This is a genomic window from Pseudomonas lyxosi, from assembly GCF_047758685.1.
Taxonomy (GTDB): domain Bacteria; phylum Pseudomonadota; class Gammaproteobacteria; order Pseudomonadales; family Pseudomonadaceae; genus Aquipseudomonas; species Aquipseudomonas lyxosi.
In genome coordinates this window covers 4,953,883-4,980,617 of sequence record NZ_CP180481.1, presented here as the reverse complement: position 1 = coordinate 4,980,617, position 26,735 = coordinate 4,953,883, and the positions used below count along the sequence as shown (strand labels likewise).

General features: G+C 55.9%; 27 protein-coding genes and 1 pseudogene. 10 read left to right on the top strand and 18 right to left on the bottom strand.

Translation table 11 applies throughout. The annotated features are described in order from the left end of the window. The 4 genes from ACMXYI_RS22775 to ACMXYI_RS22760 form a co-directional block, all read right to left on the bottom strand. Positions 1–438 carry a hypothetical protein gene (locus ACMXYI_RS22775; protein WP_415769181.1) on the bottom strand — a complete coding sequence of 146 codons (438 nt, stop codon included), beginning with the start codon at positions 436–438 and terminating at the stop codon, positions 1–3. A 330-nt stretch (positions 439–768) separates the two neighbouring features. Beyond that, positions 769–1,293, bottom strand: a complete 525-nt coding sequence (locus tag ACMXYI_RS22770; RefSeq protein ID WP_415769180.1) for an AAA family ATPase — start codon at positions 1,291–1,293, stop codon at positions 769–771. After that, positions 1,290–1,853 (bottom strand): nicotinamide riboside transporter PnuC, encoded by a 564-nt coding sequence (pnuC, locus tag ACMXYI_RS22765; protein ID WP_415769179.1) that lies wholly within the window; start codon positions 1,851–1,853, stop codon positions 1,290–1,292. The genes ACMXYI_RS22770 and pnuC overlap by 4 nt, the downstream gene beginning before the upstream one ends. Positions 1,854–2,094: 241 nt before the next feature. After that, a complete protein-coding gene (locus ACMXYI_RS22760) occupies positions 2,095–3,729 on the bottom strand; it encodes a methyl-accepting chemotaxis protein (protein WP_415769178.1) in 1,635 nt (544 codons plus the stop codon). A 294-nt stretch (positions 3,730–4,023) separates the two neighbouring features. Between ACMXYI_RS22760 and ACMXYI_RS22755 the strand changes: the two genes are divergently transcribed. After that, on the top strand, positions 4,024–4,854 hold the full coding sequence (locus tag ACMXYI_RS22755) for an undecaprenyl-diphosphate phosphatase (protein WP_415769177.1): 831 nt from the start codon (positions 4,024–4,026) through the stop codon (positions 4,852–4,854). Further along, a complete protein-coding gene (locus ACMXYI_RS22750; RefSeq protein ID WP_415769176.1) occupies positions 4,851–5,267 on the top strand; it encodes a DUF1294 domain-containing protein in 417 nt (138 codons plus the stop codon). The genes ACMXYI_RS22755 and ACMXYI_RS22750 overlap by 4 nt, the downstream gene beginning before the upstream one ends. Here ACMXYI_RS22750 and ACMXYI_RS22745 read toward each other — a convergent pair. Both ACMXYI_RS22745 and ACMXYI_RS22740 read right to left on the bottom strand, forming a co-directional pair. After that, the gene (locus tag ACMXYI_RS22745; protein ID WP_415769175.1) at positions 5,264–5,623 is read right to left on the bottom strand and encodes an MmcQ/YjbR family DNA-binding protein; all 360 of its coding nucleotides are present in this window, start codon (positions 5,621–5,623) and stop codon (positions 5,264–5,266) included. The genes ACMXYI_RS22750 and ACMXYI_RS22745 overlap by 4 nt on opposite strands. Next, on the bottom strand, positions 5,620–6,528 hold the full coding sequence (locus ACMXYI_RS22740) for a LysR substrate-binding domain-containing protein (RefSeq protein WP_415769174.1): 909 nt from the start codon (positions 6,526–6,528) through the stop codon (positions 5,620–5,622). The genes ACMXYI_RS22745 and ACMXYI_RS22740 overlap by 4 nt, the downstream gene beginning before the upstream one ends. A 128-nt stretch (positions 6,529–6,656) precedes the next feature. Here ACMXYI_RS22740 and ACMXYI_RS22735 point away from each other — a divergent pair, with 128 nt between their 5' ends. After that, on the top strand, positions 6,657–7,268 hold the full coding sequence (locus ACMXYI_RS22735; RefSeq protein WP_056740026.1) for an FMN-dependent NADH-azoreductase: 612 nt from the start codon (positions 6,657–6,659) through the stop codon (positions 7,266–7,268). Positions 7,269–7,447: 179 nt separating this feature from the next. Continuing rightward, positions 7,448–8,485 carry an alpha/beta hydrolase family protein gene (locus ACMXYI_RS22730; RefSeq protein ID WP_415769173.1) on the top strand — a complete coding sequence of 346 codons (1,038 nt, stop codon included), beginning with the start codon at positions 7,448–7,450 and terminating at the stop codon, positions 8,483–8,485. Positions 8,486–8,647: 162 nt separating this feature from the next. On the opposite strand, the gene ACMXYI_RS22725 is transcribed toward ACMXYI_RS22730, so the two are convergent. Both ACMXYI_RS22725 and ACMXYI_RS22720 read right to left on the bottom strand, forming a co-directional pair. Then, positions 8,648–9,835, bottom strand: coding sequence for an MFS transporter (locus ACMXYI_RS22725; RefSeq protein WP_415769172.1), 1,188 nt, complete (start codon positions 9,833–9,835; stop codon positions 8,648–8,650). Between the two features lie 254 nt (positions 9,836–10,089). Continuing rightward, positions 10,090–11,679, bottom strand: a complete 1,590-nt coding sequence (locus ACMXYI_RS22720) for an ABC-F family ATPase (protein ID WP_008149954.1) — start codon at positions 11,677–11,679, stop codon at positions 10,090–10,092. 483 nt (positions 11,680–12,162) lie between these two features. Between ACMXYI_RS22720 and lpxO the strand changes: the two genes are divergently transcribed. Beyond that, positions 12,163–13,062, top strand: a complete 900-nt coding sequence (gene lpxO / locus ACMXYI_RS22715; protein ID WP_415769171.1) for a lipid A hydroxylase LpxO — start codon at positions 12,163–12,165, stop codon at positions 13,060–13,062. 135 nt (positions 13,063–13,197) lie between these two features. On the opposite strand, the gene ACMXYI_RS22710 is transcribed toward lpxO, so the two are convergent. Further along, positions 13,198–14,046 carry a Ku protein gene (locus tag ACMXYI_RS22710; protein ID WP_415769170.1) on the bottom strand — a complete coding sequence of 283 codons (849 nt, stop codon included), beginning with the start codon at positions 14,044–14,046 and terminating at the stop codon, positions 13,198–13,200. Positions 14,047–14,249: 203 nt separating this feature from the next. Between ACMXYI_RS22710 and ACMXYI_RS22705 the strand changes: the two genes are divergently transcribed. Together ACMXYI_RS22705 and ACMXYI_RS22700 are read left to right on the top strand one after the other, a co-directional pair. Then, on the top strand, positions 14,250–14,606 hold the full coding sequence (locus ACMXYI_RS22705; RefSeq protein WP_415769169.1) for a hypothetical protein: 357 nt from the start codon (positions 14,250–14,252) through the stop codon (positions 14,604–14,606). Between the two features lie 51 nt (positions 14,607–14,657). Next, entirely contained in the window at positions 14,658–15,809 is a 1,152-nt protein-coding gene (locus ACMXYI_RS22700; protein WP_415769168.1) for a PQQ-dependent sugar dehydrogenase, read from the top strand. A 26-nt stretch (positions 15,810–15,835) separates the two neighbouring features. On the opposite strand, the gene ACMXYI_RS22695 is transcribed toward ACMXYI_RS22700, so the two are convergent. Continuing rightward, complete coding sequence (locus ACMXYI_RS22695; RefSeq protein ID WP_415769167.1) at positions 15,836–16,171, bottom strand: DUF2834 domain-containing protein; 336 nt, start codon at positions 16,169–16,171, stop codon at positions 15,836–15,838. Between the two features lie 249 nt (positions 16,172–16,420). On the opposite strand from ACMXYI_RS22695, the pseudogene ilvA reads away from it, so the two are divergent. Beyond that, a pseudogene (gene ilvA, locus ACMXYI_RS22690) lies at positions 16,421–17,416 on the top strand (threonine ammonia-lyase, biosynthetic); the annotation flags it as partial. A gap of 24 nt (positions 17,417–17,440) precedes the next feature. On the opposite strand, the gene ACMXYI_RS22685 reads toward ilvA, so the two are convergent. Next, the gene (locus ACMXYI_RS22685; RefSeq protein ID WP_074876451.1) at positions 17,441–17,746 is read right to left on the bottom strand and encodes an NIPSNAP family protein; all 306 of its coding nucleotides are present in this window, start codon (positions 17,744–17,746) and stop codon (positions 17,441–17,443) included. Positions 17,747–17,775: 29 nt separating this feature from the next. Beyond that, a complete protein-coding gene (gene eco, locus ACMXYI_RS22680; protein WP_415769166.1) occupies positions 17,776–18,258 on the bottom strand; it encodes a serine protease inhibitor ecotin in 483 nt (160 codons plus the stop codon). 305 nt (positions 18,259–18,563) lie between these two features. Here eco and ACMXYI_RS22675 point away from each other — a divergent pair, with 305 nt between their 5' ends. Further along, positions 18,564–18,833, top strand: coding sequence for a DUF1652 domain-containing protein (locus ACMXYI_RS22675; RefSeq protein ID WP_415773955.1), 270 nt, complete (start codon positions 18,564–18,566; stop codon positions 18,831–18,833). Here the strand turns inward: ACMXYI_RS22675 and ACMXYI_RS22670 are convergent. Then, entirely contained in the window at positions 18,830–19,225 is a 396-nt protein-coding gene (locus ACMXYI_RS22670) for a hypothetical protein (RefSeq protein ID WP_415769165.1), read from the bottom strand. The genes ACMXYI_RS22675 and ACMXYI_RS22670 overlap by 4 nt on opposite strands. A 91-nt stretch (positions 19,226–19,316) precedes the next feature. Next, positions 19,317–19,586: a DUF2790 domain-containing protein gene (locus ACMXYI_RS22665; protein ID WP_415769164.1), complete on the bottom strand. Its 270-nt coding sequence runs from the start codon at positions 19,584–19,586 to the stop codon at positions 19,317–19,319. 510 nt (positions 19,587–20,096) lie between these two features. Here ACMXYI_RS22665 and ACMXYI_RS22660 point away from each other — a divergent pair. Further along, positions 20,097–20,393: a hypothetical protein gene (locus tag ACMXYI_RS22660; RefSeq protein WP_415769163.1), complete on the top strand. Its 297-nt coding sequence runs from the start codon at positions 20,097–20,099 to the stop codon at positions 20,391–20,393. 118 nt (positions 20,394–20,511) lie between these two features. On the opposite strand, the gene ACMXYI_RS22655 is transcribed toward ACMXYI_RS22660, so the two are convergent. From ACMXYI_RS22655 to ACMXYI_RS22640, 4 genes are read right to left on the bottom strand one after another with little or no spacing between them, the layout of a single operon-like run. Continuing rightward, entirely contained in the window at positions 20,512–21,483 is a 972-nt protein-coding gene (locus tag ACMXYI_RS22655; protein ID WP_415773954.1) for a tetratricopeptide repeat protein, read from the bottom strand. 5 nt (positions 21,484–21,488) lie between these two features. Next, positions 21,489–22,463, bottom strand: a complete 975-nt coding sequence (locus ACMXYI_RS22650) for a tetratricopeptide repeat protein (RefSeq protein WP_415769162.1) — start codon at positions 22,461–22,463, stop codon at positions 21,489–21,491. A 2-nt stretch (positions 22,464–22,465) separates the two neighbouring features. Next, entirely contained in the window at positions 22,466–23,446 is a 981-nt protein-coding gene (locus ACMXYI_RS22645) for a tetratricopeptide repeat protein (protein ID WP_415769161.1), read from the bottom strand. Positions 23,447–23,462: 16 nt separating this feature from the next. Beyond that, positions 23,463–26,702 (bottom strand): hypothetical protein, encoded by a 3,240-nt coding sequence (locus tag ACMXYI_RS22640; protein ID WP_415769160.1) that lies wholly within the window; start codon positions 26,700–26,702, stop codon positions 23,463–23,465. Positions 26,703–26,735 lie beyond the last annotated feature (33 nt).

The window sequence follows — 26,735 nt, the reverse complement described above, 5'->3', positions numbered from 1 at the left end:
TTAACGGTCTCCCGTTATGACTTTCAGAGCACCCAGGCCTTGCTGGACGCTTGAATTGACCATGTTGGCAATACCGTTGCCGGCATTTCCCGAACGTCCAGCGGGGAGGTTGGAAAGCTGGGTCTGATTGCTGATATTGCCGCCCAGGTTGTTGGTGTTTTGAGTGACCAGGCGGGAGATGCCTGCACCACTGGCGACACCGGCAAAGTCGCCGTCGCTCAATTCGTTCGTTTGACTGATGATCTGTTTGGACGGGTTGGCATTGGCGGTCGTGGGGCTAGGGTCGGGAATAATCGGCGCACGCGTTGCCATGCGTGGTTGGACATCACGTTTGATAATGATGATGCCGTTGTCAGCTTGTACAGGCAGGCAGACACTTGAGCCCAGTGCGCATCCGATCAGCAGGAGGCTATAAAAGTTGTTTTCAAGTTTCCCCACGGCGGCAATTCCTTCTGTAAGTGGAACGCTGGCCCTTATCAGCGTTGCGAGGAAGAGAGCAGAAGGTGTGCCGGTTTTCGCTTTTCTTTTAAAAACAGTGGGTTGGCTTTAATTGTCGAGGTGGTCAATAAGTTTTGTAACGCCACTGAGACAAAGCCACGCAAAAACGCCGTCTATGCTGGCGGTATTGCTCGCTAAGGGCGCTGAACGCAGGTTGTATCAGTGGCTTAACATTTTCTTGCTGGAGCGCTTGAGCCGCTTTAGTTCGCGGGTTTGCGCAGGGGATGGTGTTTCAGGAATGGACATTTGCGGCAGGGCGCGGTACCGCTGTCAGGCCCTGACCAGACGCATCACAGCCTCGAATGCTGCATCCTTGCGCTGTTGCCAATCACCTTGCAGCACCTGATAAGGCTGGCGGTGCAGGTCAAGCCATTGGCGGCTGGCCTGGAAAAACGCCTGGCGTTCTGCCAGTTGCGGTTGGCAACGCTGCCCGTCGTCATGCCAGGCCACTGTTTCGGGGCTCAGCAGCAAATACAGGTCGTAGTGCCGTGCCAGCAATGCTTGCTCGATCCACGTCGGGCAAGCGCCAAACAAGGTCTGGCTCCAGAGGATGTTGCTCAGCAAGTGAGTGTCGAGAATCAGCAAATGCGGCTGCCGGGCGCGTGCCTCGTCCTCCCATTTCAGCTGTCCTCGGGCGATTTCCGGAATGTCGGCCAGGCAGGTGTCTCGTGGATTTTGTTCGATGAACCAGCGTACATATTCGTCCACCAGGACCCCGCCGAAATGCTGTTGTAACTCGGCTGCCAGCCAACTCTTGCCGCTGGATTCGGGGCCTGTGAGTACCAGAACTTTCATGTGCGCAACGCCGGATCGGCCCGCCATTCCCGCCAGCCTTGCACGGCAATCAGGGCGAACAGCGCGTAGAGCCCGGCGGTCAGGTACAGGTCTTTGTAGATAAACAGCCCGACGAAGATCACATCCAGGGTGAACCACAGCGGCCAGCATTGAACGCGTTTTTGCGCCATCCATAACTGCGCCACCAGGCTGAAGCCAGTGAGTGCCGCATCGAGCCAGGGTTGTGCGGCATCGGTCCAGTTCGCCATTGCAGCGCCCAGCAACAGACTGCCGACCGCTCCAATGACCAGACTGATAGCGACCGATTTACCGTCGAGCAGGCTGACCTGCCGACCATGGCGCGCGTCCCCCGCATGCGTCCACTGCCACCAGCCATAGAGCTGCAATGCGGCGTAGATCACCTGCAGGAGCATGTCCGAGTAGAGCTTCACCTCAAAAAAGATCCAGCTATAAAGCAGCACCATGACCAGACCGATCGGCCAGCACCAGGGGTTCTGTTTGACGGTCAACCAGACGGCAATGACACCGAGGGCAGCGGCAAACAGTTCAAGCCCGGACATGGGGGTTCCTTGGGGGAAGTCGAAGAGGGGGCGGATTGTAACGGCAGGCGCTGCCAAGTAGAACCGGCGTGCGCCGTCCTTTTTGTAGCAGCTGCCGAGCCTGCGAGGCTGCGTTCGGCTGCGAAGCAGTCGTGAAATCAGACACCGCGGTGTGTCAGAAAAAACTTGCAGGCAGGATTGACGACTGCTTCGCAGCCGAACGCAGCCTCGCAGGCTCGGCAGCTGCTACAGGGGCAGGCGGTTACACCCGGAACTGCTTGAGCAGCCCGTTCAATTGCTCACTCAATTCCTTCAGGTGAACGCTGGCCACGCTCGACTGTTCGGCCGCCAGCGCCGTGCTGTGGGACAAGCCGGCCGCCTGGGTGACGTTTTGGTTGATGTCCTCGACCACATGCGCCTGTTGCAAGGTTGCGCTGGCGATGGAGGCGTTCAACCCGTTGAGGTTGCGCAGCGCCTGGGCAATGGCATTCAGGCTTGCACCGGCCAGGCCGGCCTGCTCGATGGTCAACTGCGATGCACGGCTGCTGTCGCCGATCACTTTGACCGCCGCTTCGGAGTGGCTTTGCAGGCGTTCGATCATCGACTGGATCTCGGCCGTGGACTTCTGGGTACGCTGGGCCAGCAGTCGCACTTCATCGGCCACCACCGCAAAACCGCGACCTTGCTCGCCGGCCCGGGCGGCTTCGATGGCCGCGTTGAGGGCCAGCAGGTTGGTTTGCTCGGCGATGGAACGGATCACTTCGAGAACGCTGCCGATCTGCGTGCTTTCGGCGGCCAGGGTACGAATCACTTCCACCGCCTGATCGATGGTCGACGACAGCTTGTCGATCTGTTGCAGGCTGCCATCAATGTTGACCTGGCCTTGTTGCGCCTGAGACTCGGCATCGCGCATTTCGCTGGCGGCGTGCTCGGCGTTTTTCGCGACGTCGTGTACGCCATACGTCACTTCATTGATTGCCGTAGCCACCAGTTCCATTTGCTGGGACTGTTGCTGGCTGCGTTGCTGGGCCTGGGCGGCGTCGTTGCCCAGTTCGCTGGAAGACTGGCCCAGGGCACTGGCGGACACTTGCAGTTCTTTGATCACCAGCCGCAGCTTGGCGGTGAAGGCGTTGAAGTGGCGTGCCAGTTGCGTGACTTCATCCTGGCCATGGGAATCGAGGCTGTGGGTCAGATCGCTCTCGCCGCTGGCGATGTTGGCCATGGCGTTCACGGTTTCCTGTAGTGGACGCACGATGCTGCGGGCAATCAGGATGACCAGCAGCGCCATGATCAGGGCGATCACCAGCCCCACGAACGAGGCCTTCCAGACCTGGCCATAGAACTCGGCCTGCATGTCATCGATATACACGCCCGAACCGATCACCCAGCCCCAAGGCTCGAAGAGTTTGATGTAGGAGGTTTTTTCTACCGGCGCGCTGGCGCCCGGTTTCGGCCAGCGATAGTCGACGGTGCCGGCCCCCTTGGACTTGGCGACGGCGACCATTTCGTTAAACAGGGCAAAACCGTCCGGGTCGCGGATCGCCGAGAGGTTCTGGCCATCGAGTTTCGGGTTGGCCGGGTGCATGATCATCACCGGCGTCAGGTCATTGATCCAGAAGTAGTCGTTCTGGTCATAACGCAGCCCGCGAACGGCGCTCAGCGCCTGCTTCTGCGCAGCGTCGCGGGTGAGGGTGCCGGCGGTTTCGAGGTCGTGGTAATAGGTCAGAATACCGCTGGCGGTTTGCACCACATGCTGGGTTTTCTGAGCCTTGGCGTGGTACAGGTCATCGTGAATCTGCTTGAGCATCAAGACGCCCAACGTCATTAGCATCAGGACGGCCACGATCAAGATGAGCCACAAGCGTCGGCTGATCGACATATTGCGCAAGCTGTTCATAACGCTGTCACTCCGGTTTCTTTTTCTTGTAATAAATGATCGCCAGCATCCAATCACACTTTGCCGATCGGTCATATCCGACCCAAGTCCAATAACGCGGCAGCGTTAATCAGACTTGTCTGATAGGATTTCGGCCCCGCACGGAAAAACCTGAATCCAAGTTGATTTTTCACGGAATTTTTATGGTTCCGTCTGGATCCTGTGTGCGCGGGACTTCAGCTAGGCTGATCGCAGTAAACGTTCTGGAAAAATATTAACGGGGCATGCCGTGGCGCATTGCTTCTTGGGGGATTGATGGATCTTTGGACTGCCTTTTCGGCATTGATTCTTGGGGTTGTAGAAGGGCTGACGGAGTTTTTGCCGATATCCAGTACCGGGCACCAGATCATTGTGGCTGACCTGCTCGACTTCGGTGGCGAGCGGGCCATGGCCTTCAACATCATTATTCAGTTGGGGGCGATCCTGGCGGTGGTGTGGGAGTTCCGCCGCAAGATTTTCGACGTGGTCATCGGTTTGCCGACCCAGCCGAGCGCTCGACGCTTTACCGCGAACCTGCTGATCGCCTTCCTGCCGGCCGTGGTATTGGGGGTGATTTTCGCTGATCTGATCCACGAGTATCTGTTCAACCCGATCACCGTGGCCACGGCGTTGGTCGTGGGCGGTATCGTCATGCTGTGGGCTGAGCAGCGTCAGCATGAAGTGCATGCCCACACCGTCGACGAAATCACCTGGAAAGACGCGCTGAAAGTTGGCTTTGCCCAGTGCCTGGCAATGATTCCCGGGACCTCGCGTTCCGGCTCGACGATCATTGGCGGTTTGCTGTTCGGCTTGTCGCGCAAGACTGCCACCGAGTTTTCTTTCTTCCTGGCGATGCCGACCATGGTCGGCGCGGCGGTGTACTCGGGGTACAAATATCGCGACCTGTTCGTGCCGTCTGATTTTCCGGTGTTCGCGATCGGTTTCGTCACGGCGTTCATCTTCGCGATGATTGCCGTCAGAGCCTTGCTCGTGTTCATCGGTAGCCACAGCTATGCGGCGTTTGCCTGGTATCGCATCGCGTTCGGCCTGGTCATCCTGGCCACCTGGCAGTTCGGCTGGGTCGACTGGACCGCGGTCAAGCCATGAATGACGCCAGCGCGCGCAACAACCCCGGACGCGAGATCCAGCAACCACGGCTGAAACTGCTGGTGTTCGCGGTCCTGTGCGCGCTGCCGCTGTTCGGCTCAATGTCGTTGTGGCTGCGCGGTGTTTCCGTGATTCCCTTGGCTGCGTACGGGGGCGTCAGCCTGCTGGCGTTCTTGCTGTACTGGAGCGACAAACGCAAGGCTCGCGCCGACCATTGGCGCACACCCGAGAACGTGCTGCATGCGGTGGAACTCGCCGGCGGCTGGCCGGGTGCCTTGCTGGCGCAGCAGTTGTTCCGTCACAAGACGCGCAAGCTCTCGTTTCAGTTGGTGTTCTGGATCATCGTGTTGATGCATCAGGTGTTCTGGATCGACCAGCTATTTCTTGGCGCCCATCTGTTCGCGCTGTTTTAAAGCAGCAGCCCGACCTGGGTGCGCTTGGGCAACTTGCTCACCACCAATTGATGGGAACGCTGCAACAAGCCTTGCAACTCTTCAGTGCCCAACGGGTAGGGCGTTTCCATGATGATCCACTGAGCCCGCGCCAGATACGGCGCCGGGCGGATCCCCGGGCGGTCGCAATGACCGAGAAACAAATCCTTGTCGACCTTGAAGGCCAGGGATTCGCCCCGCAGGTTCTGCAAGGCAAACATCTTGTTCCCCGCAATCGAAAACACCCGTACGCCACCCCATTTGTAGTCCTCCCGCGCACCCGGTAGCGCGAGACAGAATTGCGCGACATCCTCTTCGCTCATACGTCCAGCCTTCATATCAGTCGGTCCCCACATTCATTGAATGATTCAATCAAATGGTCGAGCCAGGCACGTACGGCCGGCATCACCCCGCGTCGATGAGGGTAGACCGCTTGCAGCCAGCCGCCAGGCAACGACCAGTTGGGCAGCAACTGCACCAGCGAGCCGTTTTCCAGCTCCTGCTCGCAATACATCATCGGCAGCATGGTAAAACCCTGGCCAGCGAGGGTGCAGGCCTTGCGCACGATAAAGTCATCGATGCCCAATCGCGCTTCGAGGGTGAGATCGCAGCTTTTGCCCTGTTGGTCGAGCAGGCGGATATGCACCAGGCGGTCGGCTTCCAGGGCGCCGAGCACGGGCAGGTTTTTCAGGTCTTCGGGGTAGTTGATTTCACGGCCGTGCAAAAACCCGGGACTGGCGACCATTGCCATCTGTGCCTGGCGCAAACGTCGGGTGACCAGCAGCGGATCCTCATCGCCCAACTCACGCACCCGCAGCGCCACATCGACGCCCTCGGTCACCAGGTCGACGCGGCGGTTGAGCAACATGACCTCCAATTGAACCTGAGGATACTTCTCAAGGAAATCGCTGATCACTGTCGGCAGAATTTCGTGGGCCAACCCGACGGGGCAGGACACCCGCAAACGCCCGCGAGGTTCGCTGGACATGCTGGCGACGGCTTCGTCGGCCATCTCGGCTTCCAGCAGCATCGCCTGACAGTGCCGCAGGTAACGTTCACCCACGGCGGTCAGCTTCAGTTGTCGGGTGGTGCGTTGCAGCAGGCGCGCGCCGAGACGCTCTTCCAGCTCGGCGATGCGCCGCGACAATCGCGACTTGGGAATTCCGAGCAAACGCCCGGCCGCCGCGAAGCCACCGGCTTCAACCACCTTGGCGAAGTAGTAGAGATCATTGAGGTCTTGCATGGTTGAACTCGATTGTTCTATCAGTGGGACGAACTATCGCATTGTTGCGGTCTAATCATCCATTGGTTTCGCCTGTAGGATTCTCTCCATCAGATCGCCGCGTAGCGATCCTCACCTGGAGATCCCACATGAAACTGCTGCATATCGATTCGAGCATTCTTGGTGACAACTCGGCTTCCCGTCAGTTGAGCAGCGAAGTCGTTAAAGCCTGGCAAACCGCCGAGCCGACTGCCGTGGTGACCTACCGCGATCTGGCCGCTGATGCCATCAGCCACTTTTCCGCCACCACCCTGGTTGCCGCCGGCACCACCGCTGAACTGCGCAACGCTGCGCAGCAGCACGAAGCTGAACTGAGCGCCACCACCCTGGCCGAATTCCTCGCCGCCGATGCCGTGGTGATTGCAGCTCCGATGTACAACTTCACCATCCCGACCCAACTCAAGGCCTGGATCGACCGCATCGCCGTTGCCGGCCAGACCTTCCGTTACACCGAAGCCGGCCCTGAAGGCCTGTGCGGTGGCAAGAAAGTCGTGATCGTATCGACTTCCGGCGGTTTGCATGCCGGTCAGGCCACGGGTGTAGCTCACGAAGAGTACTTGAAGGTGCTGTTCGGCTTCATCGGTATCACTGACCTCGAGTTTGTCCGTGCCCATGGCCTTGCCTACGGCGACGAAGTCCGTACCAAAGCCATGAGCGACGCTCACACGCAAATCAGCGAGCAGTTGTTCGCCGCTGCGTAAGGCTTCTGTAAAGAAAATCAAACAGCTCGGGCAATACCAAAAAAACTCTGTATTCTGATCACGCAAGTGCCAGGTACGGAGTTTTTTGTTTCTGGCTGTTTCGAAATTTCATTAAATAGTGGCCCGAGTTATGCAGTCGAGGATTAACGTCCCCGGTCAGTAGCCAGGTGGAGCCTCCCATGGTGCGTCTTTGTGCAACTTTACTGATTTGCCTGCTCAGCAGCCTGAACTCAGTGCACGCCGCGCCTGCGCCGCATCCTCACTGGAGCGTCGGTTTCCATGAGATGAGCTTTCTTGACCCTCTGGACTTGCAGCCGATGCGCGCCATCGCCTTCTATCCCTCCAGCGACAAGGAGCACTCCAGCCTCATCGAGGGCTACACGGTCGAAGCGGGCGAAGACACCCCGGTCGCGATTGGTCGTTTCCCGATGCTGATGCTGTCCCACGGCAACACCGGAACCCCGCTGGCTTTAAACGATCTAGCCACGTCGCTGGCACGCAAAGGGTTTGTGGTGGTGGCGGTGATCCATCCCGGTGACAACTCCAAAGACCACAGCCGCCTCGGTACGTTGAGTAACCTTTACGGTCGGCCCATCCAGATTTCCGAAGCCATTACCGCGACGCTGGGTGATCGAATGCTCGCGCCCTTCGTCAATGCCGATCAGGTCGGTGTGATCGGTTATTCGGCGGGCGGGGAGACGGCGCTGATTCTGTCCGGCGCGACGCCAGATCTGGACCGTCTGCGCCGCTATTGTCAGGAACGCCCGGACGACCGCGATGCCTGCAACACCCAAGGTGAATTGATTGCTGACCGCGATGACTTGCAACCGGTGGCTGACCCGCGGGTTCGCGCCTTGCTGCTCATGGCGCCACTGAGCCTGAAGTTTGGCCGCCATACCCTGGCCGACGTGCATGTGCCGGTGCTGCTCTACAGCGGCGACGGCGACAAACTGGTGGCGTTCGACAAGAATGCCGCCGCCCTGGCGCGCAAACTGCCGATTGCACCGGACTTCAAGTTGCTGGCGGGGGCAGGGCACTTCGTGTTCCTGGCGCCTTGCAACGAAGAGCAGATCATCGCCATGCCGGCGCTGTGCACGGATGCCGATGGTGTCGATCGCAAAGACATCCATCGCAACATGATTTCCGAAGCCGGGCGTTTCTTCTCTCATGCGCTCGCCAAGCCGACCCGGGCCGGAATGCAGACCGCCGATCAATAAATAACACAAACCTTTGTAGCAGCTGGCGAAGCCTGCGTTCGGCTGCGAAGCAGTCGTAATATCAGCCACTGCGGTGTTTCAGGAAGACCGTGCAAGCAGGTTTTACGACTGCTTCGCAGCCGAACGCAGGCTTCGCCAGCTGCTACATGGATCGTGCGGCGGTTAAGCAATTGATCGACGTTTCAGCAGTAAGGTCAGGCCCAATCCTGTTATCGACAACAACGCCGCGCTGAAGAAAATCCACGTGTACCCCAGGTTCAACGCCACCGCGCCCATCAATGGCCCGGCAATCGCCAGCGCCAGATCGAAAAACACCGCGTAAGCACTCAATCCCGCCCCGCGACTGGAATTGGGCACCTGCTTGATCGCTTCGACCCCCAGCGCCGGATACACCAGCGACAGACCGAATCCGGTCAGGCCAGCGCCGATCAGCGCATAACCGGTCGAAGGCGCGAGCCACAGCAAAACCAGGCCCACTGTTTCAATGCTCATACAGGCAATGGCCGAGGTGAACCCACCGAAACGGCTGATGCTGGAGATGAACAGCAGTCGCGCCAGGATGAAACACACGCCGAATACCGTCAGGCAATAAGCCGCGCCGGCCCAGCCACGGCTGACGTAATACAGGGTAATAAAGGTGGTCAGCGTGCCGTAACCGATGGAGGCGAGGCTCAGGCTCGCGCCGAACGGCGCAATACGCCCGAACACCGCCCAGAACGGCAGGCGCTCGCCGCGAATCACCGGCACCGAGGGTTTGTTTCGGATCAGCAACAACGCCGCCAGCGCCAGCACCGACAGCGAGATCCCAAGACTGGCGAACCCCAGCTCGCCGACCATCACCACGCCCAGCGGCGCACCAATGGCGATGGCGCCGTAGGAGGCGATGCCGTTCCAGGAGATCGAGCGCGCGGTATGTTCAGCGCCCACCTGACCCATGCACCAACTGATGGTGCCGACCCCGATCAAGCCCTGGGCAATCCCCAGCAACAAGCGGCCGGCGATCAGGATCAACAGACTCAGCAACGGAAGACTTTGCAGCAGCGTTGAAATCAACGTCAGCACGCCGCTCAACACAATCCCCGATAACCCGTAAACAATCGCCCGTTTGGTGCCGATGCTGTCCGACAGGCGCCCGGCCATCGGGCGGCTGAGCAGGGTGGCCAGGTACTGCGAGCCGATGGTCAACCCCGCGATGATCGCGCTGAAACCCAGCTGTTCGTGGACGTAGCCTGGCAATACCGCAATCGGCAGGCCGATGCAGAGGAAGGCAATAAAGGTATAAAAGACGATGGAGACGATCTGCAGGGTGATCGCCATGGAGCTTTGTGGTGGCAGTTGCTGCACAGACATGAGGGCTCGTTCGCGGGCGGCGGTAGGAGAGCTGCATCATGGCGCGGGCGCTAAATAAAAGAAAGCAGGCTAACTACTTTCTCCCAGGCTGATCGTTCCCACGCTCTGCGTGGGAATGCAGCCCGGGACGCTCCGCGTCCCTTCCGGAGTCGAACGCGGAGCGTCCGTTGAGGCATTCCCACGCAGAGCGTGGGAACGATCAGAGCAAAAAAAGCCCCGTCACATGGACAGGGCTTTTCAGTTTCAGCAGCTATTTAGAACACAACGCCCTGGCTACGCAGGTAGTCGTCATACGTACCGCTGAAGTCGATCACGCCGCTCGGGCTGAGTTCGATAATGCGGGTGGCCAACGACGATACGAACTCACGGTCGTGGCTGACGAAGATCAGCGTGCCCGGATAGTTCTCCAGCGCCAGGTTCAGCGCTTCGATGGATTCCATGTCCAAGTGGTTGGTCGGTTCGTCCATGATCAGCACGTTCGGCTTTTGCAGGATCAGCTTGCCGAACAGCATGCGACCTTGCTCACCACCGGAGATGACCTTGACCGATTTGAGGATCTCGTCGTTGGAGAACAGCATCCGGCCGAGGGTGCCGCGAACGATTTGCTCGCCGCCCTGGGTCCATTGGCCCATCCAGTCGAACAGGTTGCAGTCGTCTTCGAAGTCGTGCGCGTGGTCCTGGGCGTAGTAGCCCAGTTCCGCGGCGTCGGTCCACTTCACAGTGCCGGCATCCGGGGTCAGTTCGTTGACCAGGGTGCGCAGCAGGGTGGTTTTGCCGATACCGTTCGGGCCGATGATCGCCACGCGCTCGCCGGCTTCAACCTGGAAGCTGAAGTCCTTGAACAGTGTCTTGCCGTCGAAGCCTTTGGCCATGCGCTCGACGATGACCGCCTGACGGTGCAGTTTCTTGGTTTGTTCGAAACGGATGAACGGGCTCACACGGCTCGACGGCTTGACTTCGGCCAATTGGATCTTGTCGATCGCCTTCGCGCGGGAAGTGGCCTGCTTGGCTTTCGAGGCGTTGGCCGAGAAGCGGCTGACGAACGATTGCAGTTCGGAGATCTGCGCTTTCTTCTTGGCGTTGTCCGACAGCAGTTGCTCGCGGGACTGGGTCGCCACGGTCATGTACTCGTCGTAGTTGCCCGGGAACAGGCGCAGCTCGCCGTAGTCCAGGTCAGCCATGTGGGTGCACACGCTGTTCAGGAAGTGACGGTCGTGGGAGATGATGATCATCAGGCTGGAGCGCTGGGTCAGAATGTTTTCCAGCCAGCGGATGGTGTTGATGTCCAGGTGGTTGGTCGGTTCGTCGAGCAACAGCACTTCAGGATCGGAGAACAACGCCTGAGCCAGCAATACGCGCAGTTTCCAGCCTGGGGAAACTTCGCTCATCGGGCCGAAATGCTGCTCGATGCCGATACCCAGGCCCAGCAACAGTTCGCCGGCGCGGGATTCGGCGGTGTAGCCGTCCATTTCGGCGAACTCGGTTTCCAGCTCGGCCACGGCCATGCCGTCTTCTTCAGTCATTTCCGGCAGCGAGTAGATGCGGTCGCGCTCGGCCTTGACCTTCCACAGCTCTTCGTGGCCCATGATCACGGTATCGATCACGGTAAATTCTTCGTAGGCGAACTGGTCCTGGCGCAATTTACCCAGACGCACGTTCGGCTCGAGCATGACCTGGCCGCCGGACGGCTCGAGGTCGTCACCGAGGATTTTCATGAAAGTCGACTTGCCGCAACCGTTGGCGCCGATCAGGCCGTAGCGGTTGCCCGCGGCGAATTTGACCGAAACGTTTTCGAATAGCGGCTTGGCGCCGAACTGCATCGTGATGTTAGCTGTAGAGATCAAAGGTTTTTCCTGCGAAGCATTCAGAGTAGCTAGGGTTGCGGCAGTACCGATTCAGTACCCGTTTCCGCTTTTCGAACCACAGGAAATGCATCCCGGTCAGAAGCGGAAGGTCCATCTGGCAATAAGTGGACAGCAGCATATGGAGCGCTTGGCCCGAGTCGAAGTGCGCTGAGACGGGGTTCATTCCCGTCATCAACCAAGGGGGGCGCGTAATGTTTGGCGGCGATTGTACTGGTCTGGCTCTTTAAACGATAGGGCGTTAAGGCCGCACGGCCACTTTGGCAGCATCAGTGGACAGATTTTCACATCTGAAGGTTAACTATTGGTTACAAACTGTGGCTAAAATGCCATCTATCACCTGATGCCGACAGACGGCATAGGCTCAAGGACGCGCTGTTTCGTATTCAGACGCTGCACAAGACCCTCGGGGCGATCGGCCGGCAAGGGACGCAGTATGTTCACTTCTGACGTGTGACGATTTTTGTGAAATTGATCATTGCCGCTATTTACGTTGTATCCATTGCGTACGTCCACTTGCGCGGACGCGTGCGCCACAAGTTGGGCCGCCAACTGAGCGACCACTCGACGTTCCTGGCGCCGATCAACTGCTTTCTTTATCTGTTCTCGAAGATCCCCAACAAGCCTTATCTCAACCCGGCCGACTTTCCTGATCTGAGTCCGTTGCAGCAGCATTGGGAAGAAATTCGCGCCGAGGGCCAGAACCTGCTCAGGGCCGGGGAGATCAAGCGCTCGAATCAATTCGACGATGTCGGCTTCAACTCGTTCTTCAAGACTGGCTGGAAACGTTTCTACCTGAAGTGGTATGGCGACAGCCATCCTTCGGCAATGAAACTCTGCCCGCGTACCACCGAACTGGTGCAAAGCATCGGCTCGATCAAGGCTGCGATGTTCGCCGAGTTGCCACCAGGTTCCAAACTGGTCCGTCACCGCGATCCGTATGCCGGTTCCTACCGCTATCACCTGGGCCTGGAAACACCGAACGATGCCGGTTGCTACATCAACGTCGATGGCGAGAACTACCACTGGCGCGACGGTGAAGCGGTCATGTTCGACGAGACCTTCATTCATTACGCCGAAAACACCACCGAGCAGAACCGCATCATTCTGTTCTGCGACGTGGAGCGGCCGATGAAGTATCGCTGGGCGGCGGCGTTCAATGGCTGGTTCAGCCGTAGTGTTATGTCGGCGGCGGGCGCACCGAACGATGCGGGTGACAAGACCGGCGGTATCAACCGTTTGTTCGCCAAAATCTACAAGATTCGCTTGCGCGGCAAAGCGCTCAAGAAGCACAACCGCAAGCTCTATTACCTGGAGAAGTGGGCGATTTTTGGTGGTTTGTTGGCGATTATCGTTTTGATCTGAGTTTTGCGTTACGTCGGGAGACGCCATTGCGAGCAAGCTCGCTCCCACAGTTAACCGCGATTCCCTGTGGGAGCGAGCTTGTCTCCGGGCGGCGATCCGACGATGGGGCCATAACATTCACCGCAAAATCATCAATCAGCCACGAGAAGTCTTCGTGGCTTTTTTCTGTGCAGCAGGTTTGGCCTTACCGGAGCTCTTGCCGCCTAGGCTGCGTTTAAGCAGCTCGGTCAAATCAATAACATCAGCGGTTTTCCGTTCCTCTTCGCCAGTCGCCGTTTCGACATCTTCGATTTTTCCTTCGTTGGCCTTTTTCTCCACCAAGGCCATGATCTTGTCTTCAAAACTGTCCCGATAATCCTCGGGTTTCCAGTCTGCGCTCATGTCCTGAACCAGTCGTTTGGCCATGTCCAGTTCGCCCTTGGCCAGTTCGGGCTTGGTAACTTCACTGCCCAACTCCAGCGTATCCAGACTTCTCACTTCGGCGGGCCAGCGCAGCATCACCAATACCATTGCCGATTCCAGCGGCATCAGCGCGGCGAGGTGCTGGCGCGTGTGCAGCACAACATGAGCCAGGGCGACTTTATTGGTCTTGCTTAACGTTTCGCGCAACAGCGCATAGACCTTGCCACCGCGTTTATCCGGCGCGAGGTAGTAGGGCGTATCGATGTTTTGCAGGGGAATCTGCTCGCTGTCGACAAAGGAAAAGATGTCGATGGTCTGAGTGGACAGTGGGTGCGCCGACTTGATTTCCTCTTCGCTGAGGACCACATATCGACCCTTTTCATACTGCACACCTTTGACGATGTGTTCCTTGGTCACTTCCTTGCCGGTGACCTTGTTGACGCGCTTGTAGCCCACCGGGTCCATGCTGCGGCTGTCGAGCCAGTCGAAATCCACCCCTTGCGAGGACGTCGCCGAGACCAGCGCCACAGGGATATGCACCAGACCGAAACTGATCGCGCCTTTCCAGATTGCCCGTGCCATGGTCGTCTTCTCGCGAGTGATGTTCAGGTGACCGGTGACGCTGTGCAAAAGTTTCAGCGGGCTGCGGCCCGGTCCTGCGGGCGTATCGGCGGTCGGGTCAACTCGTGTTACATCTTGTGAAGGAGGTTTTAGTTAACAAATCCGAACCCCGGGCGTAGCGTGATATCGAAGTTCCTATCCACGCTGATGTCGAGAGGCTCCCCATGAACAGATTTGTACTCGGCTGCACCGCGTTGGCGTTGAGCGGCTGGCTGAGCAATCTGGCCCAGGCTGACACCGCATCGCCACCTTCTTCATTGCTGTTGGCCCAGAGCCCGACGGGCCAAACCAGCAATCCTTACAACAGCCCGATTCGCCGGGCCAACCCCAACAGCATGCAAGGCACGCAACCCAGCGCGCCGGCCATTCGTGGGCCGAACACAGTGCCCGCGCCGCGGCCACCGACGCTTGATAATGGTGGCATCGGCAACCGCTATCCCCAAGACCGGCCGCCTCCCGCCACCCCACCGAAATTCATTCCCAATCCACCTCATCGAGACGCAGACACCAGCAACCGTTGAACGGCAGGACAGCGCTCTTTCAAGCCATTCGAACGACAAAAGGAATCGTGCATGTTGCGTAAAACCCTGCTGGCCACACTGTGTGCCAGCGCACTGATCACCGCCACCGCGCCCGTTTTCGCGGCGCCGACCCAGAATTTGAAAAGCGAACAGGGCACCCTTGAGGTGACGACAATAACCAAGGGGCTCGAACATCCCTGGGCCTTGGCGTTTCTTCCCGATCGCCAAGGGATGCTGGTGACCGAACGGCCCGGCAACCTGCGGGTGGTCAGCGCCGACGGTAAACTTTCCGCACCGCTCAGTGGCGTGCCAAAGGTCTGGGCCAGGGGGCAGGGCGGCTTGCTGGATGTAGCGTTGTCGCCCGACTTCAAGCAAGACCGCACGGTCTATCTGTCGTATGCCGAGGGCGGTGGTGAGGGCGACAAGGCCGGGACGGCGGTCGGTCGCGGACGTCTGTCTGACGACCTGACGGCCATCAAGGATTTCAAAGTGATCTTTCGCCAGGAGCCCAAGCTTTCGCTCGGTAACCACTTTGGTTCGCGCCTGGTGTTCGACCGCGACGGCTATCTGTTCATCACCCTTGGCGAGAACAATGACCGGCCGACCGCCCAGGACCTCGACAAGCTGCAAGGCAAGGTCGTGCGGATCTACCCGGACGGCAAGGTGCCGGATGACAACCCTTTTGTCGGTCAGGCCGGCGTACTCCCGGAAATCTGGTCCTACGGCCAGCGCAATCCGCAAGGCGCGGCGCTCAATCCCTGGACCGGCACCCTTTGGGAAAACGAACACGGCCCTCAGGGTGGCGATGAAATCAACATCATCGAGCGTGGCAAGAACTACGGCTGGCCGATGGCAACCCATGGCATCAACTACTCCGGCCAGCCGATTCCGGAAGCCAAGGGCAAGACCGCCGAAGGCACCGTCGCCCCGCACCACGTCTGGGAAAAGTCCCCCGGCCTCAGCGGCATGGCGTTCTACGACGCTGACCGCTTCAAGGCCTGGCAGCACAACGTGTTTATCGGCGCGTTAGTGAGCCAGGAGTTGATCCGCTTGCAGTTCGATGGCGACAAGGTCGTTCACGAAGAGCGATTGCTGGGCGAACTCAACAAGCGCATTCGCGATGTGCGGCAAGGCCCGGACGGGTATTTGTATGTGCTGACCGATGAGGACGATGGGGCGTTGTACAAAGTCGGATTGAAGTAAAAATCCACCGCCCCAAAACTCCAGGATCAGGTCACTTGATGGACGATTACGGGTTTTTTCCGATCCTGCAGCCCACGCACCACCAAGTACAACAACGGTCCGATAGAGACGAAAATAGCGGTGATCAAAAGGTAGGGAACCACCGACCATCCCGACTGCCCTCGCTTGCGCGCATCCGTGTACATCCAGATGCCTGCGAGCGCCGCCAGCAGGTACAAATCAATCACCACCTGCGCCGTGTCGGGGCGTGACATCAGGCTGATGCCGAAGTCGATCAATGACTGTTCGGCCTGAAGCATCACCGAAACGGTATAGGCGGCGAACGCGATCAGGGCAATGAGGGGCAGGGCGACAGACTTCATGGTTTCCTTCCTTGGGGACAATGAGCAGAGTCGTCAGCCTACAGAGGCCGAGTAAAATTGGCCATTGACTTGCCATCAGCGTCCGGCTAATTTCCGGGCATGACTTCCACTGTATTGCGCTGCCAGCCAAGCATTATTACCGCCATTCCTTATTTGGCGGGCTAGCTCACGACTGCAGCACCCAACCCGCCCTAGAGGCGGGTTTTTACTTTCTGCCTCCTGGGTTCCGATCAAAGTCAGGAGACGACCATGAGCAGCACCACCGCCCAGCAGACCTTGCTTGAGCATTACGTGAAAAAGATCCTCGCCGCGCCCGTGTATGAACTCGCGGTGCGTACGCCGCTGCAACCGGCGCCAGCGTTGTCCGAGGCGCTCGGCAATCAAATCCTGCTCAAGCGCGAAGACTTGCAACCGACTTTTTCCTTTAAGATCCGCGGTGCCTACAACAAACTGGTGCAACTGAGCGATGAGCAAAAGGCTCGCGGGGTAATCACCGCTTCCGCAGGTAATCATGCTCAAGGCGTGGCATTAGCGGCCCGTGAACTGGGAATTGCGGCGACCATCGTCATGCCGCGTACGACGCCGGAACTGAAGGTGCTCGGTGTTTGCAGTCGGGGCGCCGATGCCGTGCTGCACGGTGAGAGTTTTCCGTTTGCCCTGGACTATGCACTGAACCTGGCGCGGCAAACCGGCCGCACCTTTGTCTCGCCATTCGACGACCCGGACGTGATCGCTGGGCAGGGCACCGTCGCCATGGAGATCCTGCGCCAGCATCAAGGTCCGCTGGACGCGATCTTTGTCCCGGTGGGCGGCGGTGGCTTGATCGCCGGCATCGCGGCGTACGTCAAATACCTGCGACCAGAAGTCCGCATCATCGGCGTCGAGTCGGAGCATTCCGCCTGTTTACATGCGGCATTACAGGCCGGCGAGCGAGTTGTCCTGCCAACCGTAGGTACTTTCGCCGACGGTGTGGCCGTCGCCCAGATCGGTGCTTATGGTTTCGAAGTCTGCCGGTTCTGTGTCGATGAGGTATTGACGGTCAGCAACGACGAACTCTGCGCCGCCATCAAGAATATCTACGACGATACCCGCTCGATCACCGAACCTTCCGGTGCCTTGGCCGTGGCCGGAATCAAAAAATACGTGGCGCAAACCGGTGCCCGTGGTCAGACACTGGTAGCGATCGACTCAGGCGCCAATATCAATTTCGACAGTTTGCGCCATGTGGCCGAGCGCGCGGCATTGAGCGGCGCCCCGGCGTGAGCGGTGTCAGGCCAGCAGCGGACGCAGGAAGGTCCGCTCGTAACTGACGATAAATTTCTTTTCGACCAGCGAAGCTACGAGCGCGGCGCTTTCGGCGTCAGTCATCGCGATATGCCGGTAGCTTTCGTAGTCCGCCAGCGAAGGAAAGCTGAACAGGCAGTAGGCGATATTGCTCGCGCCCTCGGAAGGCAGGAAATACCCGTGGTGCGTACCGCCCAAACGCTCGACGATGCCGAGCCAGGCCTTGGCGTAGGCTTCGAATTCGCTGAGTTGATACGGATCGATCACATATTTGACGTGGCAGGTAATCAAAATGGCGCTCCTGTAACGGGATAGAACGGTTATTCCTGGACGGCTTTCTCGACTTTGCTCGACGCCGACCAGATCCGGTAGCGGACTTCGACGTCTTTGGGCACGTAGAGCACGATTGGCAGTTTGCTGTTGTAGCGCAGCATGAAACCGTCACCGACCACCGGCACAAAGTCCTTTTTACTTTTGCCGTCCGGGCAGGCCATCAGCGTACTCATCGGGCCGATGACTTTTTCCAGTCGGTAGAACGGGTAGCCCCAGCCTTCGAGGTTTTTCTCCTCGAGAATGCCGCCCAGACGTTGGCGATTGCAGTCGACGGTCAGGGTTTTTCCGGCGAGGACTTCGACCTGGAAGCTGTCTTCCTGTGTCTGTGCCGGAAGGTGAATGACCTGGCGGGTGAAACCGCTTTCAGCTTTGGGAAACGGCGCGACTTCTTCGAGTTTCGCGGCGTGAGCGATGGTCGACAGCCCGGCAAGAATCAGCCCGACGGTAGTGATACAGGTCAAAGAACCCATGATGCCTCCTTGCGTACGAGTGGGGTCAGCGGATACTGAATTGATTGGCCGCATTCTTACTGGCGTGGTCGGCCAATGCAAACTTGTCGCTGGATGTATGCAAATTGCAGAGGCACCAAAACGCCTTTCTTGCATATTGCATGGGCTATTTACGCGCGGTTTCGCTAAATCGTTGATTTACCGATGAGCTGCAGTGCGGAATTCAAGGCATGTTTTATGCTGTAGCTGGTCTTAAGCTGACCGGGGATTTCATTGCGTCAGTATCGATCGTTGATTGGCAGTCTCACATTAAGGAGAGGGTCGCCATGTTTCTTTCTGCCTTGGAACTTCGCAACATCATTGAAAGCAGTTTTCTGCCGAAACGTTGTCAATGCACGCTGTCGCCGGACCTGTCGATGACCGTTAAGGTGTATTCCGATCGTGAAACCGATCACCTTGATCTCATGAAAACCGGAATAAATGCCAAGCAGCTGAATGGTTGCCGAGAAATCAATGACCTGATTGCTGGACTGCGCTCTGACATGCAGCATCAAGCCGTTGCCGAGACGCTGCATCCAGCCAGGAAAGCCCTTTAACCCACGGTTTCGAGTTCCATCGACACGCGCTTGGTCTGGAGAAACGCCAGACCCAGCGCCAGTTCGACCACCACCGCAAGCAATATGCCCGGACCGGCATGGCCATTGAGCCATTCGCCGAAGCCCAGTGCTGCCAGCCCCCAGCAGCCGACCATGAAACCATTGGTCAACGCATTGCGGGTGATCGAAGGCGCCTCGTTTCGAACCAGATAAAACATCACGCCCAATGCCGCAAACAGCATTGCACTGCGCCGCGCGACAACGCCCACCGCCAACGAGTATTCGATGCTCCAGATCGACAGCAACCAGTCGGGCATCAAACCCCAGACCAGGGCCAGCAGAAAACACAGAAGGGAAGTGAAGGTCGACAAGGCGCGAAACGATAACTGCATGGCGAATCCTTGCGGCAGTGGGGGGAGGCGCAGAGCATAGCGCCAGAACCCCTCACAGGAATACCGCAAAGTATTGAATCAGACCTTTCCGTCAGTTTTGATAACTGCAAGCGTCAGAAAGCTTCCGATAGGATATTTCCGCAGGCTTGCCCGAGGTGCTATCGATGTACTTCATGTCGGCTGTGACCACTTTGCAGTCCAGCGTCGACGGTTCGGTCAAGGTAATGACCTTGCCCACGTGCAGCGGCATACCGTAGTGGTACGGCACCGCCTGGGAGCTCGAAGTGTCATTGGCCTGGGCCAGGCCGGCAAACGTGGTGCAGGCGAGGGCGGTGGTGATCAGCAAGGTGCGCATGTTCATGAACGATCTCCGATGCAGGCTTAAAGTCAGCTCGACGTCTAGGCGTCGAACCTGCCGCACTGGGCGTCAGAGAACTCTGAGGGCGTGCGGTCCAGTAAAGTTTTGGACCGCGGGGTTAAGCGATGGTTAACCCCACTGAATGCCGCCTGTCGTGAGGAGGTTTCTGACAGAGGTTTCATGTAGGTAAAAAAACTGAGGGAGCTTCGGCGAGTTCCTACACGCTCGGACTCTTTGTCGTCTTTCGCCCGCAAGCTACCAGCGTTTACTGTTTGACCTCGCTGCAAAATCAGCGAGCAGGTTTGGTCACCTGATATCCCGCACACATATGTGCCATCATTCGCCCTGCGGACATCTTTGTCTTCGTTGTGCGTTGTTATGGCGGCTGTGTGCTGGACGCCTTCGGGCGAGCCGAGTTGTGCGGGTTATCGGTTGACCAAGCCTGTACACAGTCCGCCTCCATCGTTTGGTCACGGTGCTGACGGTTACTTAACTAACGTATGAGTAATTCTTATGCCAACGTTCAACCCGTTTCCCGATCGCTATCGCTCAATCAAAAGCAGCGTTACCGACTCAAACCCCATGGTCATCGACACCGAGGCCGATCCCCAAGACATACTCGAAGCCGCTTTACAGCGTGTCCGAGCCGCCAGCCAGTTGCTTGAAACGCTCCATTGCCAGTGTTTCAAGAACGGTGATGTTCAAGATATTCCGCACATTACTCATGCACTTTATCTGCTGACGCAGGATGGGTGCGATTTGCTGCTGGTTGCGCAGCAGCAGATGATGGGGTGGAAGGCGCCGGTCTGACGCTATGCGGTAAGAAAGTGGAAGCAGTAAGACTTTAGGAAGAATCAATTCTTTCTATTTTGCTGCTCCCTACTTTTGCGGATTGGTAGCATGCCGGTCAGGCGACATCCAATTGGCCTTAGAGATTCAGCTTGTCAGGAAAGAATGATAGGGGGGCTTGAGTAGTCTTCCATTCCTTCGCAAATTCTTTAGCTTCTACTATCTGTTCAGATGTCATTTTTTCGGCAATTTTTTGGAGTTTACTTTCGGCCATCTCCCGCAGACCACCGCCGCCGTCTAGCTCCCCCAGCAAATATATAAGTGCATATCCTTTAATAATGTCGAATGGGAAGCCATACAGGTCCGGTTCGTGGGCAAGGTCTGATCCATAACCATAGACAGTGGATGCATAACCTGCTAAAGCCGCTTGTTCATTCCAATGCCGATAACCTTCAATGTCTCCTTTCTCAAACAAAATCGCTCCATATTCCATCATCGATCTTGGATTGCCACCTTCGGCAGATGCTTTAAACCATTTCTCAACCTCTTCTCCTCGCTTCCAAGGCAAGAAAAAGCCTTTTCCTTGTTTATAGATTACCCCCATCCAATATTGAGAAAGTGCATGGCCCGCTATAGCGGATTTTTCAAGCCATGATTCGTCCAGGGTCAATTCGTACATAATATACATGGCCTCCGCGTCACCCTGGATTGCTTTTGGCAATGCTATTTTTTCAGCTTGATTTAACCACTCGACTGGCATTTTTTGATTAGGAGGGCAGTTGTCTGAAAGTGTGCAAAGATCCTTCACTATGCGCCCAAGTTGAATCATTGCATATAGATCACCTTGGGCAGCGGACGCCTCGTACCATTTCCGAGCTTCAGGATTAATATAGTGGTTTTTCCTCCTGAGCGATTCTCCCAGATAATACTGTGCTTCGTGATCGCCGGCTTCCGCAGCAATGGTCAGGAAGGGGGTGGCGGAAGCTGCTTTGTATTGATTATAGAAAGTTATCCCTTGTGTTTTTGCTGCTTGCTGTTCCGAGGAAAGTTCGGCGGATGCTGGATGTGCGAACGCAATAATTAACAATGCGGTAAATAGACTTCTCTTCATCAACGTTAACGGCTCAACTTTTCCGGGAAAAACGACAGTGGAGGATGGGTTGCCGTCCATGTCTCGGCAAGTTTTTTTGCCTCAATGATCTGTTCGGGAGTTATTTTTGAAGAGATTTTTTGCAGTTGGTCTTTTACGTCAGCTTGCATCCCTCCGCCGCCGTCCAGTTCTTTTAGTAGGTAAATTAGTGCGTAGCCTTTTACAACGTCTAGAGGATATCCATATAAATCAGGCTCGTGAGCTAAATCCGAACCGTACTCAAATATTGTGGATGCATAACCGGTGAGGGCGGATTTTTCGTTCCATTGGCGGTAGCCCTCAATATCATTCTTTTCTCCAAGAAGTATTGCATATTCCCTCATCCCTTTTGGATATCCTCCTTCTGCAGATGCTTTAAACCATTTTTCAATAGAGTCTTGACGTTGCCAGGGGAGAAAAAAACCTTCCCCTTGTTTCTCCGTTATACCCATCCAATATTGCGCAATTGGGTGCCCAGCCTCTGCCGCTCTCTTCAGCCAATTTTTATCAACTGTGAGTTCGTACATTATATACATTGATTCTGCATCGCCGTTTTCTGCTTTTGGTTTGGCGATGCTTTGCGCTTGCTTCAACCATTCAACGGGTTCTTTTTGCTCGGGCGCACAATTTTTTAATTTTTTGCATAGATCGTCGTCATTCCGCCCTAGCTGAATCATTGCGTACAGGTCTCCCTGTTCAGCAGAGGCCTCATACCACTTTCGAGCTTCAGGATTCATAAAGTGATTTTTCCTCCTGAGCGATTCTCCCAGATAATACTGTGCTTCTTGATCGCCGGCTTCCGCACCAATGGTCAGGAAGGGGGTGGCAGAAACACTTTTGTATTGATTATAGAAAATTATTCCTTGTGTTTTTGCTGCTTGCTGTTCCGAGGAGAGTTCGGCGGATACTGGATTTGCAAACGCAATAATCAACAGTGCGGTAAGTAGACTTTTCTTTATCAACGTTAACGGCTCAATTTTTCCGGGAAAAACGACAGGGGGGGATGAGTGGCCTTCCAGTTCTTTGCAAAATCGTTAGCTTCTGAAATTTCATCCGGTGTCATTTTTTCGGCAATTTCCGGAAGGGTTTCGTTTACGTAAACCTGTACATTTCCGCCCCCGTCAAGTTCAGATAGTAGCGAGGTCAACGCATAACCTTTAACCCTATCTAATGGGAAGTCATAAAGCGATGGTGAGTGGGCCGAATAGGCGCCGTAACTGCTGACGCCTGACTTGTACCCCTTTTTAGCTGCTTCGACAATCCAATGGCGAGCGACTGTTAAATCACCTTGATCTTCATAAATAAACGCAGCATATTCCATCATTGCAGGGGGGTATCCTCCTTCCGCAGATAGTTTCAGCCAGTTTCCAACTGCCTCATGCCGCTTCCACGGCAAGAAAAAACCGTCTCCTTGTCGAGCTCCAATTGCCATCCAGTATTGAGCTAATGCATATCCAGAATTTGCAGATTTCTCAAGCCATTCCTCCTTAAGCGTTAGTTCATACATTAAGTACATCGCTTCGGGGTCACCACTTTCAGCAATAGGTTTCGTCAAATCTAGCGCGTGTTTCAACCATTGCGCCGGTGTTTTTGTACTTGCAGGGCAGTTGCCCATGTTGACGCAGAGATTATCATCACTTCGTCCGAGCTGAATCATCGCATAAACGTTATTTTGGTTTGCTGATGCCTCGTACCACTTTTGCGCATCCTCGGTCATGTAGCGTTTTGTATTTCTTATTGATTCAGCTAAATAGTACTGGGATTCCGCATCCCCACCTGTTGCGGCTATCGTCAAATACTGTATTGCAGGTGCCATCTTGTACTGATTGTAAAGAACTATTCCCGTTTGCTTGGCTGCATTCAATTCAGCTGTAGGTTTTGCAAACAATTGGCAAGAAAAAAGCAGGAAAAAAATTGCAGTAACGAGTGTGAGTTTTTGGCGCATGTGTTGTCCTCAGTTTCTACTGGTCTGGACCAATGTACTTGGCTTTGCCGGCGGGTAAATATGTCCGGCCATAAAATTGGCTGCGTTGGCAGTAATTATCACTATTGGCGCCTAATAATTTCACATGTTGAGCATAGCGAGTACGCATTTTGTCGTTTTCTGGATCGGCAAGTCTTAGGACTGCATCTGACATAAAGTTATCAAGCGCTAGTCGATTTTCGCAATAAAATTGCCTTTCATTTGCTGGCTTTAATCCAAAGCGATTCATCCGCATGCAGATCTCCTCGAACTGGTTCTGGGCTTTATCGAGGGTATTCTGTTTTTTTGCGTTATCTAATATCCACTTAAGAACTTGCTCAATAGCTTTTTGTTGAATCAGGTACGCTTGGCTTTTGTCGTATTTGCGTTCTGTTTTCGCTGTATCGCCCGATGAGTTGGTACTGTTAATGCTGAACTCGTCTGCAGGACTAATTAAAGTCATTAATAGTGGACCCAACGCTCCCGGAATCGCGTTAACGCACCATTCCTCCAATTCTGCTTGGTTCCCATAATAAATAATAGCATCTGCAATCGGTCCACCTTTACCCGTGGCAGTCAGCGATTCGTAGAGTGACATCACCATGTCAATCCCCTGCAAATACACCATCCCAACATCAAACCCACAAACAGCCAAAGTATTCAGGTTCGACATCAAAGTAAATGCCTGGTCATCAACCGAAATAAACGGATTCTGCTTATTCTTATATAGCTCTCGACGGAACAAGTTGATCAGCTCTGTTACTGCGTCGTAACCCACTTCGAACTTGAAAGCCCCACCTACACCGGGGCCGGCTACCAACGAAGCTTTCAGTACCAAAATCAACCGGCCGTCATACAACGAAATACTCGCTTCGCCCTTTGCCCCCAAACCTGCGGCCACATTTAGTTCGGCGGTCAAACGAGCGAGGCTGAACCACTCGTTTGTCTTCATCGAGTCTTTGGACCCCGATGTGGGTGCCCGTTGTAGCATGGCGACTTCGGAGGGCGGGGCCCAGTTCAAGGCGCCGGTCACCATGATTCCCGATTGCAAACCGGCGAATAAATTGAAAGCGGCTTTGCCTCCATTCTGCACTTGCAGGTTTTTATTGACTCCCTTGATTTGATCGCTGGTTTCGGTGTGGACGAAATCGCGTTTGTCTCCGGTCCGCACCACGGGTTCTGGCGGAGCCAAATGGAATCCCGCGTTGCCAACGTCCAGCGCTATCTCGGAGGAAAGCAGCAGCGAGGCGCCGGCATAGCCCCAGGCCTTGGCGCCGAGATACAACGAAAACCGGCCCAGATTGAGTGTTTGCTGGACGCTATTGCCGTCTAGATAGGTAAACGTGATTTCTTTGGCTTTGCTGCGTTCAGGCAAATCGACTTTAAACAGTTCGACTTCACCTCGGGCGAGGTCGACGCCGAATGACGCTTTGGCCGAAGCTTTAAATCCTTCCGCCAGGCTAAAAGCGGGGCCTTCGACTTTTGTTGACCCGTGAATGATCTCAGTGGATGACGACGTCAGGCAGCGAACCAGTTGCGCTTGGGGGCTGATATCAAAAATGCGAAAGGTCTTGCGCACGTTGTCTTTGAACAACACCTGTTGCAGGCGTACTCCCCATTCCTTGCGGCTGCCGGCACTATCAAGGGTAGTGACTTTGTAATTCCTGGTTTGCAGAAAGGTGTAAAACTTTTCGATCTCGAACCAGCCTTCGGGGGAAAACCAGTCGCTTTCCTGGTCCTTGATCCGCAGAGCGCCTTCCTGTTCGAGCCATTGGCCGAACAAATTCAATTCACTGTCGGTGGCGGCTTTGCCAGTGCTGTTGCCTGGACGCTTGGTCAAGTCTTTGACTTTGGCGCCGACCTTTTTCCAGTCGTTCTTGACGGTGGCTTGAAGTCTTGGAAGCGAATACATGCTCAGGTAAGTCAGCGGTTTTTTGAGGTCATCCAGCATGCTCATTTCATGAAGCGGAAAACCATCCTTGACCAGCCGGTCCATCGGCTTGGCCTGGAACTGCTCGGGCTCCCACAACAGATGCCGGCGAACAGGTGCGGTTTCCATGTTTTTCTCGGCTTGCAGTCGTAACTTTTCTTTATCTGCCTGCAGACGGTCCCATTCGGCGCGCTCGAGGGAAACAAGATTGGCCGGCGCTTTGGCCTGTCGGCCGCTTGCTTCGATCCAGCCTTTATATTTTTTGCTAAGGCGTTCGTTGACCTCTGTCTGCTTTTTCTCAAGCGCCAAGTATTGCTTGAACAGGTCGACGCCACCTTCGACCGAAGCACCGCTCGCGGGAATCAGGGCGAATTCGGGTAAGGCAATTCCGTATTGAGCGACACTGGTAATGGACTCAAGGTAAGCAACATAGATCGCTTTTCTTTTTAAACGCTGTGCTTCCTGATCGCGCACGTACGTACAAAGAGGGAGTTGGTTATTCGCCCCGCAAGTCGCGACCTCGTCTAGTCGCTTTTTGTCTTCAGCCAGAAGCGGCGCAAGTTCAGCCGAGCCTAATGTGGCCAGGTCTTTTTCTTTGAGTAAGGTTTCTCGAGCTTTGAGGTATTTCTGAACGCCCTCGCGCGCTGCAAGGGCTTCAGGGGAGTACAGACTTCCGCTTTCGTAGGCGTAACCCTTTTCTTTAGCGGCGACGATGGCGGTGCGCTTCAACTTTTGCCATTCTGCATGAACGCCGTGCACCCGCGTTGCGTCTTGTTGCGCTGCCATCCACTCGGACTTTTTGATGTCATCTTGTTCAAGTCGAGTTAGAGGCGTCGAGGGCGCCGGAGCCGGTAGCGTTGCAGCCTTTCTCTGTTGCTGCGCCTCCAGCAACGTGGCATCCAGGTCACTGATGCTTGGGTATTGCGTTTCAATCTCGAGCATTCGCGCTTGCTCTTCGCCCGCGAGAAAGTTGCCCAATTTGGGTTCGAGGAAGTATTCAAGCAACCCTGTGCTGTAGAGGCCTTTTTTGCGTTCCTCGGCAGACTTGCTTGAACTTACTTTTTGTTCCAGATCGTTGGCCGCTTCTTTAAGCGCCGAAGTTGTGCGTTCCGGCAGTAGCCAGAACGATTCATTTTCGGTGTCGTAAATCGCGCTGCCGTAGGTTGTTGAACACGGCGTTTTTACTTTGTCATGAGAGCCTGGCGTTTCATCAGGTGCATTGGGCTGTTCACCCAGATCCCGTGGCGGCTTCGCACAGGTTTCTTCGGCTGTTGGTGCAGTAGGTACAGCGCTGGTATTGGATTCCATAAATGCTTCCATTCATTCGTTACGCGGACGGGT

Bases quoted from the DNA above. Each gene is read 5' to 3' on its own strand.
- ACMXYI_RS22760 (WP_415769178.1), bottom strand. From the start codon at position 3,729: ATGAACAGCTTGCGCAATATGTCGATCAGCCGACGCTTGTGGCTCATC.
- ACMXYI_RS22655 (WP_415773954.1), bottom strand. From the start codon at position 21,483: ATGAAGAGAAGTCTATTTACCGCATTGTTAATTATTGCGTTCGCACAT.
- pnuC (WP_415769179.1), bottom strand. From the start codon at position 1,853: ATGTCCGGGCTTGAACTGTTTGCCGCTGCCCTCGGTGTCATTGCCGTC.
- ACMXYI_RS22745 (WP_415769175.1), bottom strand. From the start codon at position 5,623: ATGAAGGCTGGACGTATGAGCGAAGAGGATGTCGCGCAATTCTGTCTC.
- ACMXYI_RS22700 (WP_415769168.1), top strand. From the start codon at position 14,658: ATGTTGCGTAAAACCCTGCTGGCCACACTGTGTGCCAGCGCACTGATC.
- ACMXYI_RS22670 (WP_415769165.1), bottom strand. From the start codon at position 19,225: ATGCAGTTATCGTTTCGCGCCTTGTCGACCTTCACTTCCCTTCTGTGT.
- ACMXYI_RS22675 (WP_415773955.1), top strand. From the start codon at position 18,564: ATGTTTCTTTCTGCCTTGGAACTTCGCAACATCATTGAAAGCAGTTTT.
- ACMXYI_RS22710 (WP_415769170.1), bottom strand. From the start codon at position 14,046: ATGGCACGGGCAATCTGGAAAGGCGCGATCAGTTTCGGTCTGGTGCAT.
- ACMXYI_RS22705 (WP_415769169.1), top strand. From the start codon at position 14,250: ATGAACAGATTTGTACTCGGCTGCACCGCGTTGGCGTTGAGCGGCTGG.
- ACMXYI_RS22665 (WP_415769164.1), bottom strand. From the start codon at position 19,586: ATGAACATGCGCACCTTGCTGATCACCACCGCCCTCGCCTGCACCACG.
- ACMXYI_RS22730 (WP_415769173.1), top strand. From the start codon at position 7,448: ATGGTGCGTCTTTGTGCAACTTTACTGATTTGCCTGCTCAGCAGCCTG.
- ACMXYI_RS22640 (WP_415769160.1), bottom strand. From the start codon at position 26,702: ATGGAATCCAATACCAGCGCTGTACCTACTGCACCAACAGCCGAAGAA.
- ACMXYI_RS22695 (WP_415769167.1), bottom strand. From the start codon at position 16,171: ATGAAGTCTGTCGCCCTGCCCCTCATTGCCCTGATCGCGTTCGCCGCC.
- ACMXYI_RS22725 (WP_415769172.1), bottom strand. From the start codon at position 9,835: ATGTCTGTGCAGCAACTGCCACCACAAAGCTCCATGGCGATCACCCTG.
- ACMXYI_RS22750 (WP_415769176.1), top strand. From the start codon at position 4,851: ATGAATGACGCCAGCGCGCGCAACAACCCCGGACGCGAGATCCAGCAA.
- eco (WP_415769166.1), bottom strand. From the start codon at position 18,258: ATGGGTTCTTTGACCTGTATCACTACCGTCGGGCTGATTCTTGCCGGG.
- ACMXYI_RS22660 (WP_415769163.1), top strand. From the start codon at position 20,097: ATGCCAACGTTCAACCCGTTTCCCGATCGCTATCGCTCAATCAAAAGC.
- ACMXYI_RS22755 (WP_415769177.1), top strand. From the start codon at position 4,024: ATGGATCTTTGGACTGCCTTTTCGGCATTGATTCTTGGGGTTGTAGAA.
- ACMXYI_RS22740 (WP_415769174.1), bottom strand. From the start codon at position 6,528: ATGCAAGACCTCAATGATCTCTACTACTTCGCCAAGGTGGTTGAAGCC.
- ACMXYI_RS22770 (WP_415769180.1), bottom strand. From the start codon at position 1,293: ATGAAAGTTCTGGTACTCACAGGCCCCGAATCCAGCGGCAAGAGTTGG.
- ACMXYI_RS22735 (WP_056740026.1), top strand. From the start codon at position 6,657: ATGAAACTGCTGCATATCGATTCGAGCATTCTTGGTGACAACTCGGCT.
- ACMXYI_RS22645 (WP_415769161.1), bottom strand. From the start codon at position 23,446: ATGCGCCAAAAACTCACACTCGTTACTGCAATTTTTTTCCTGCTTTTT.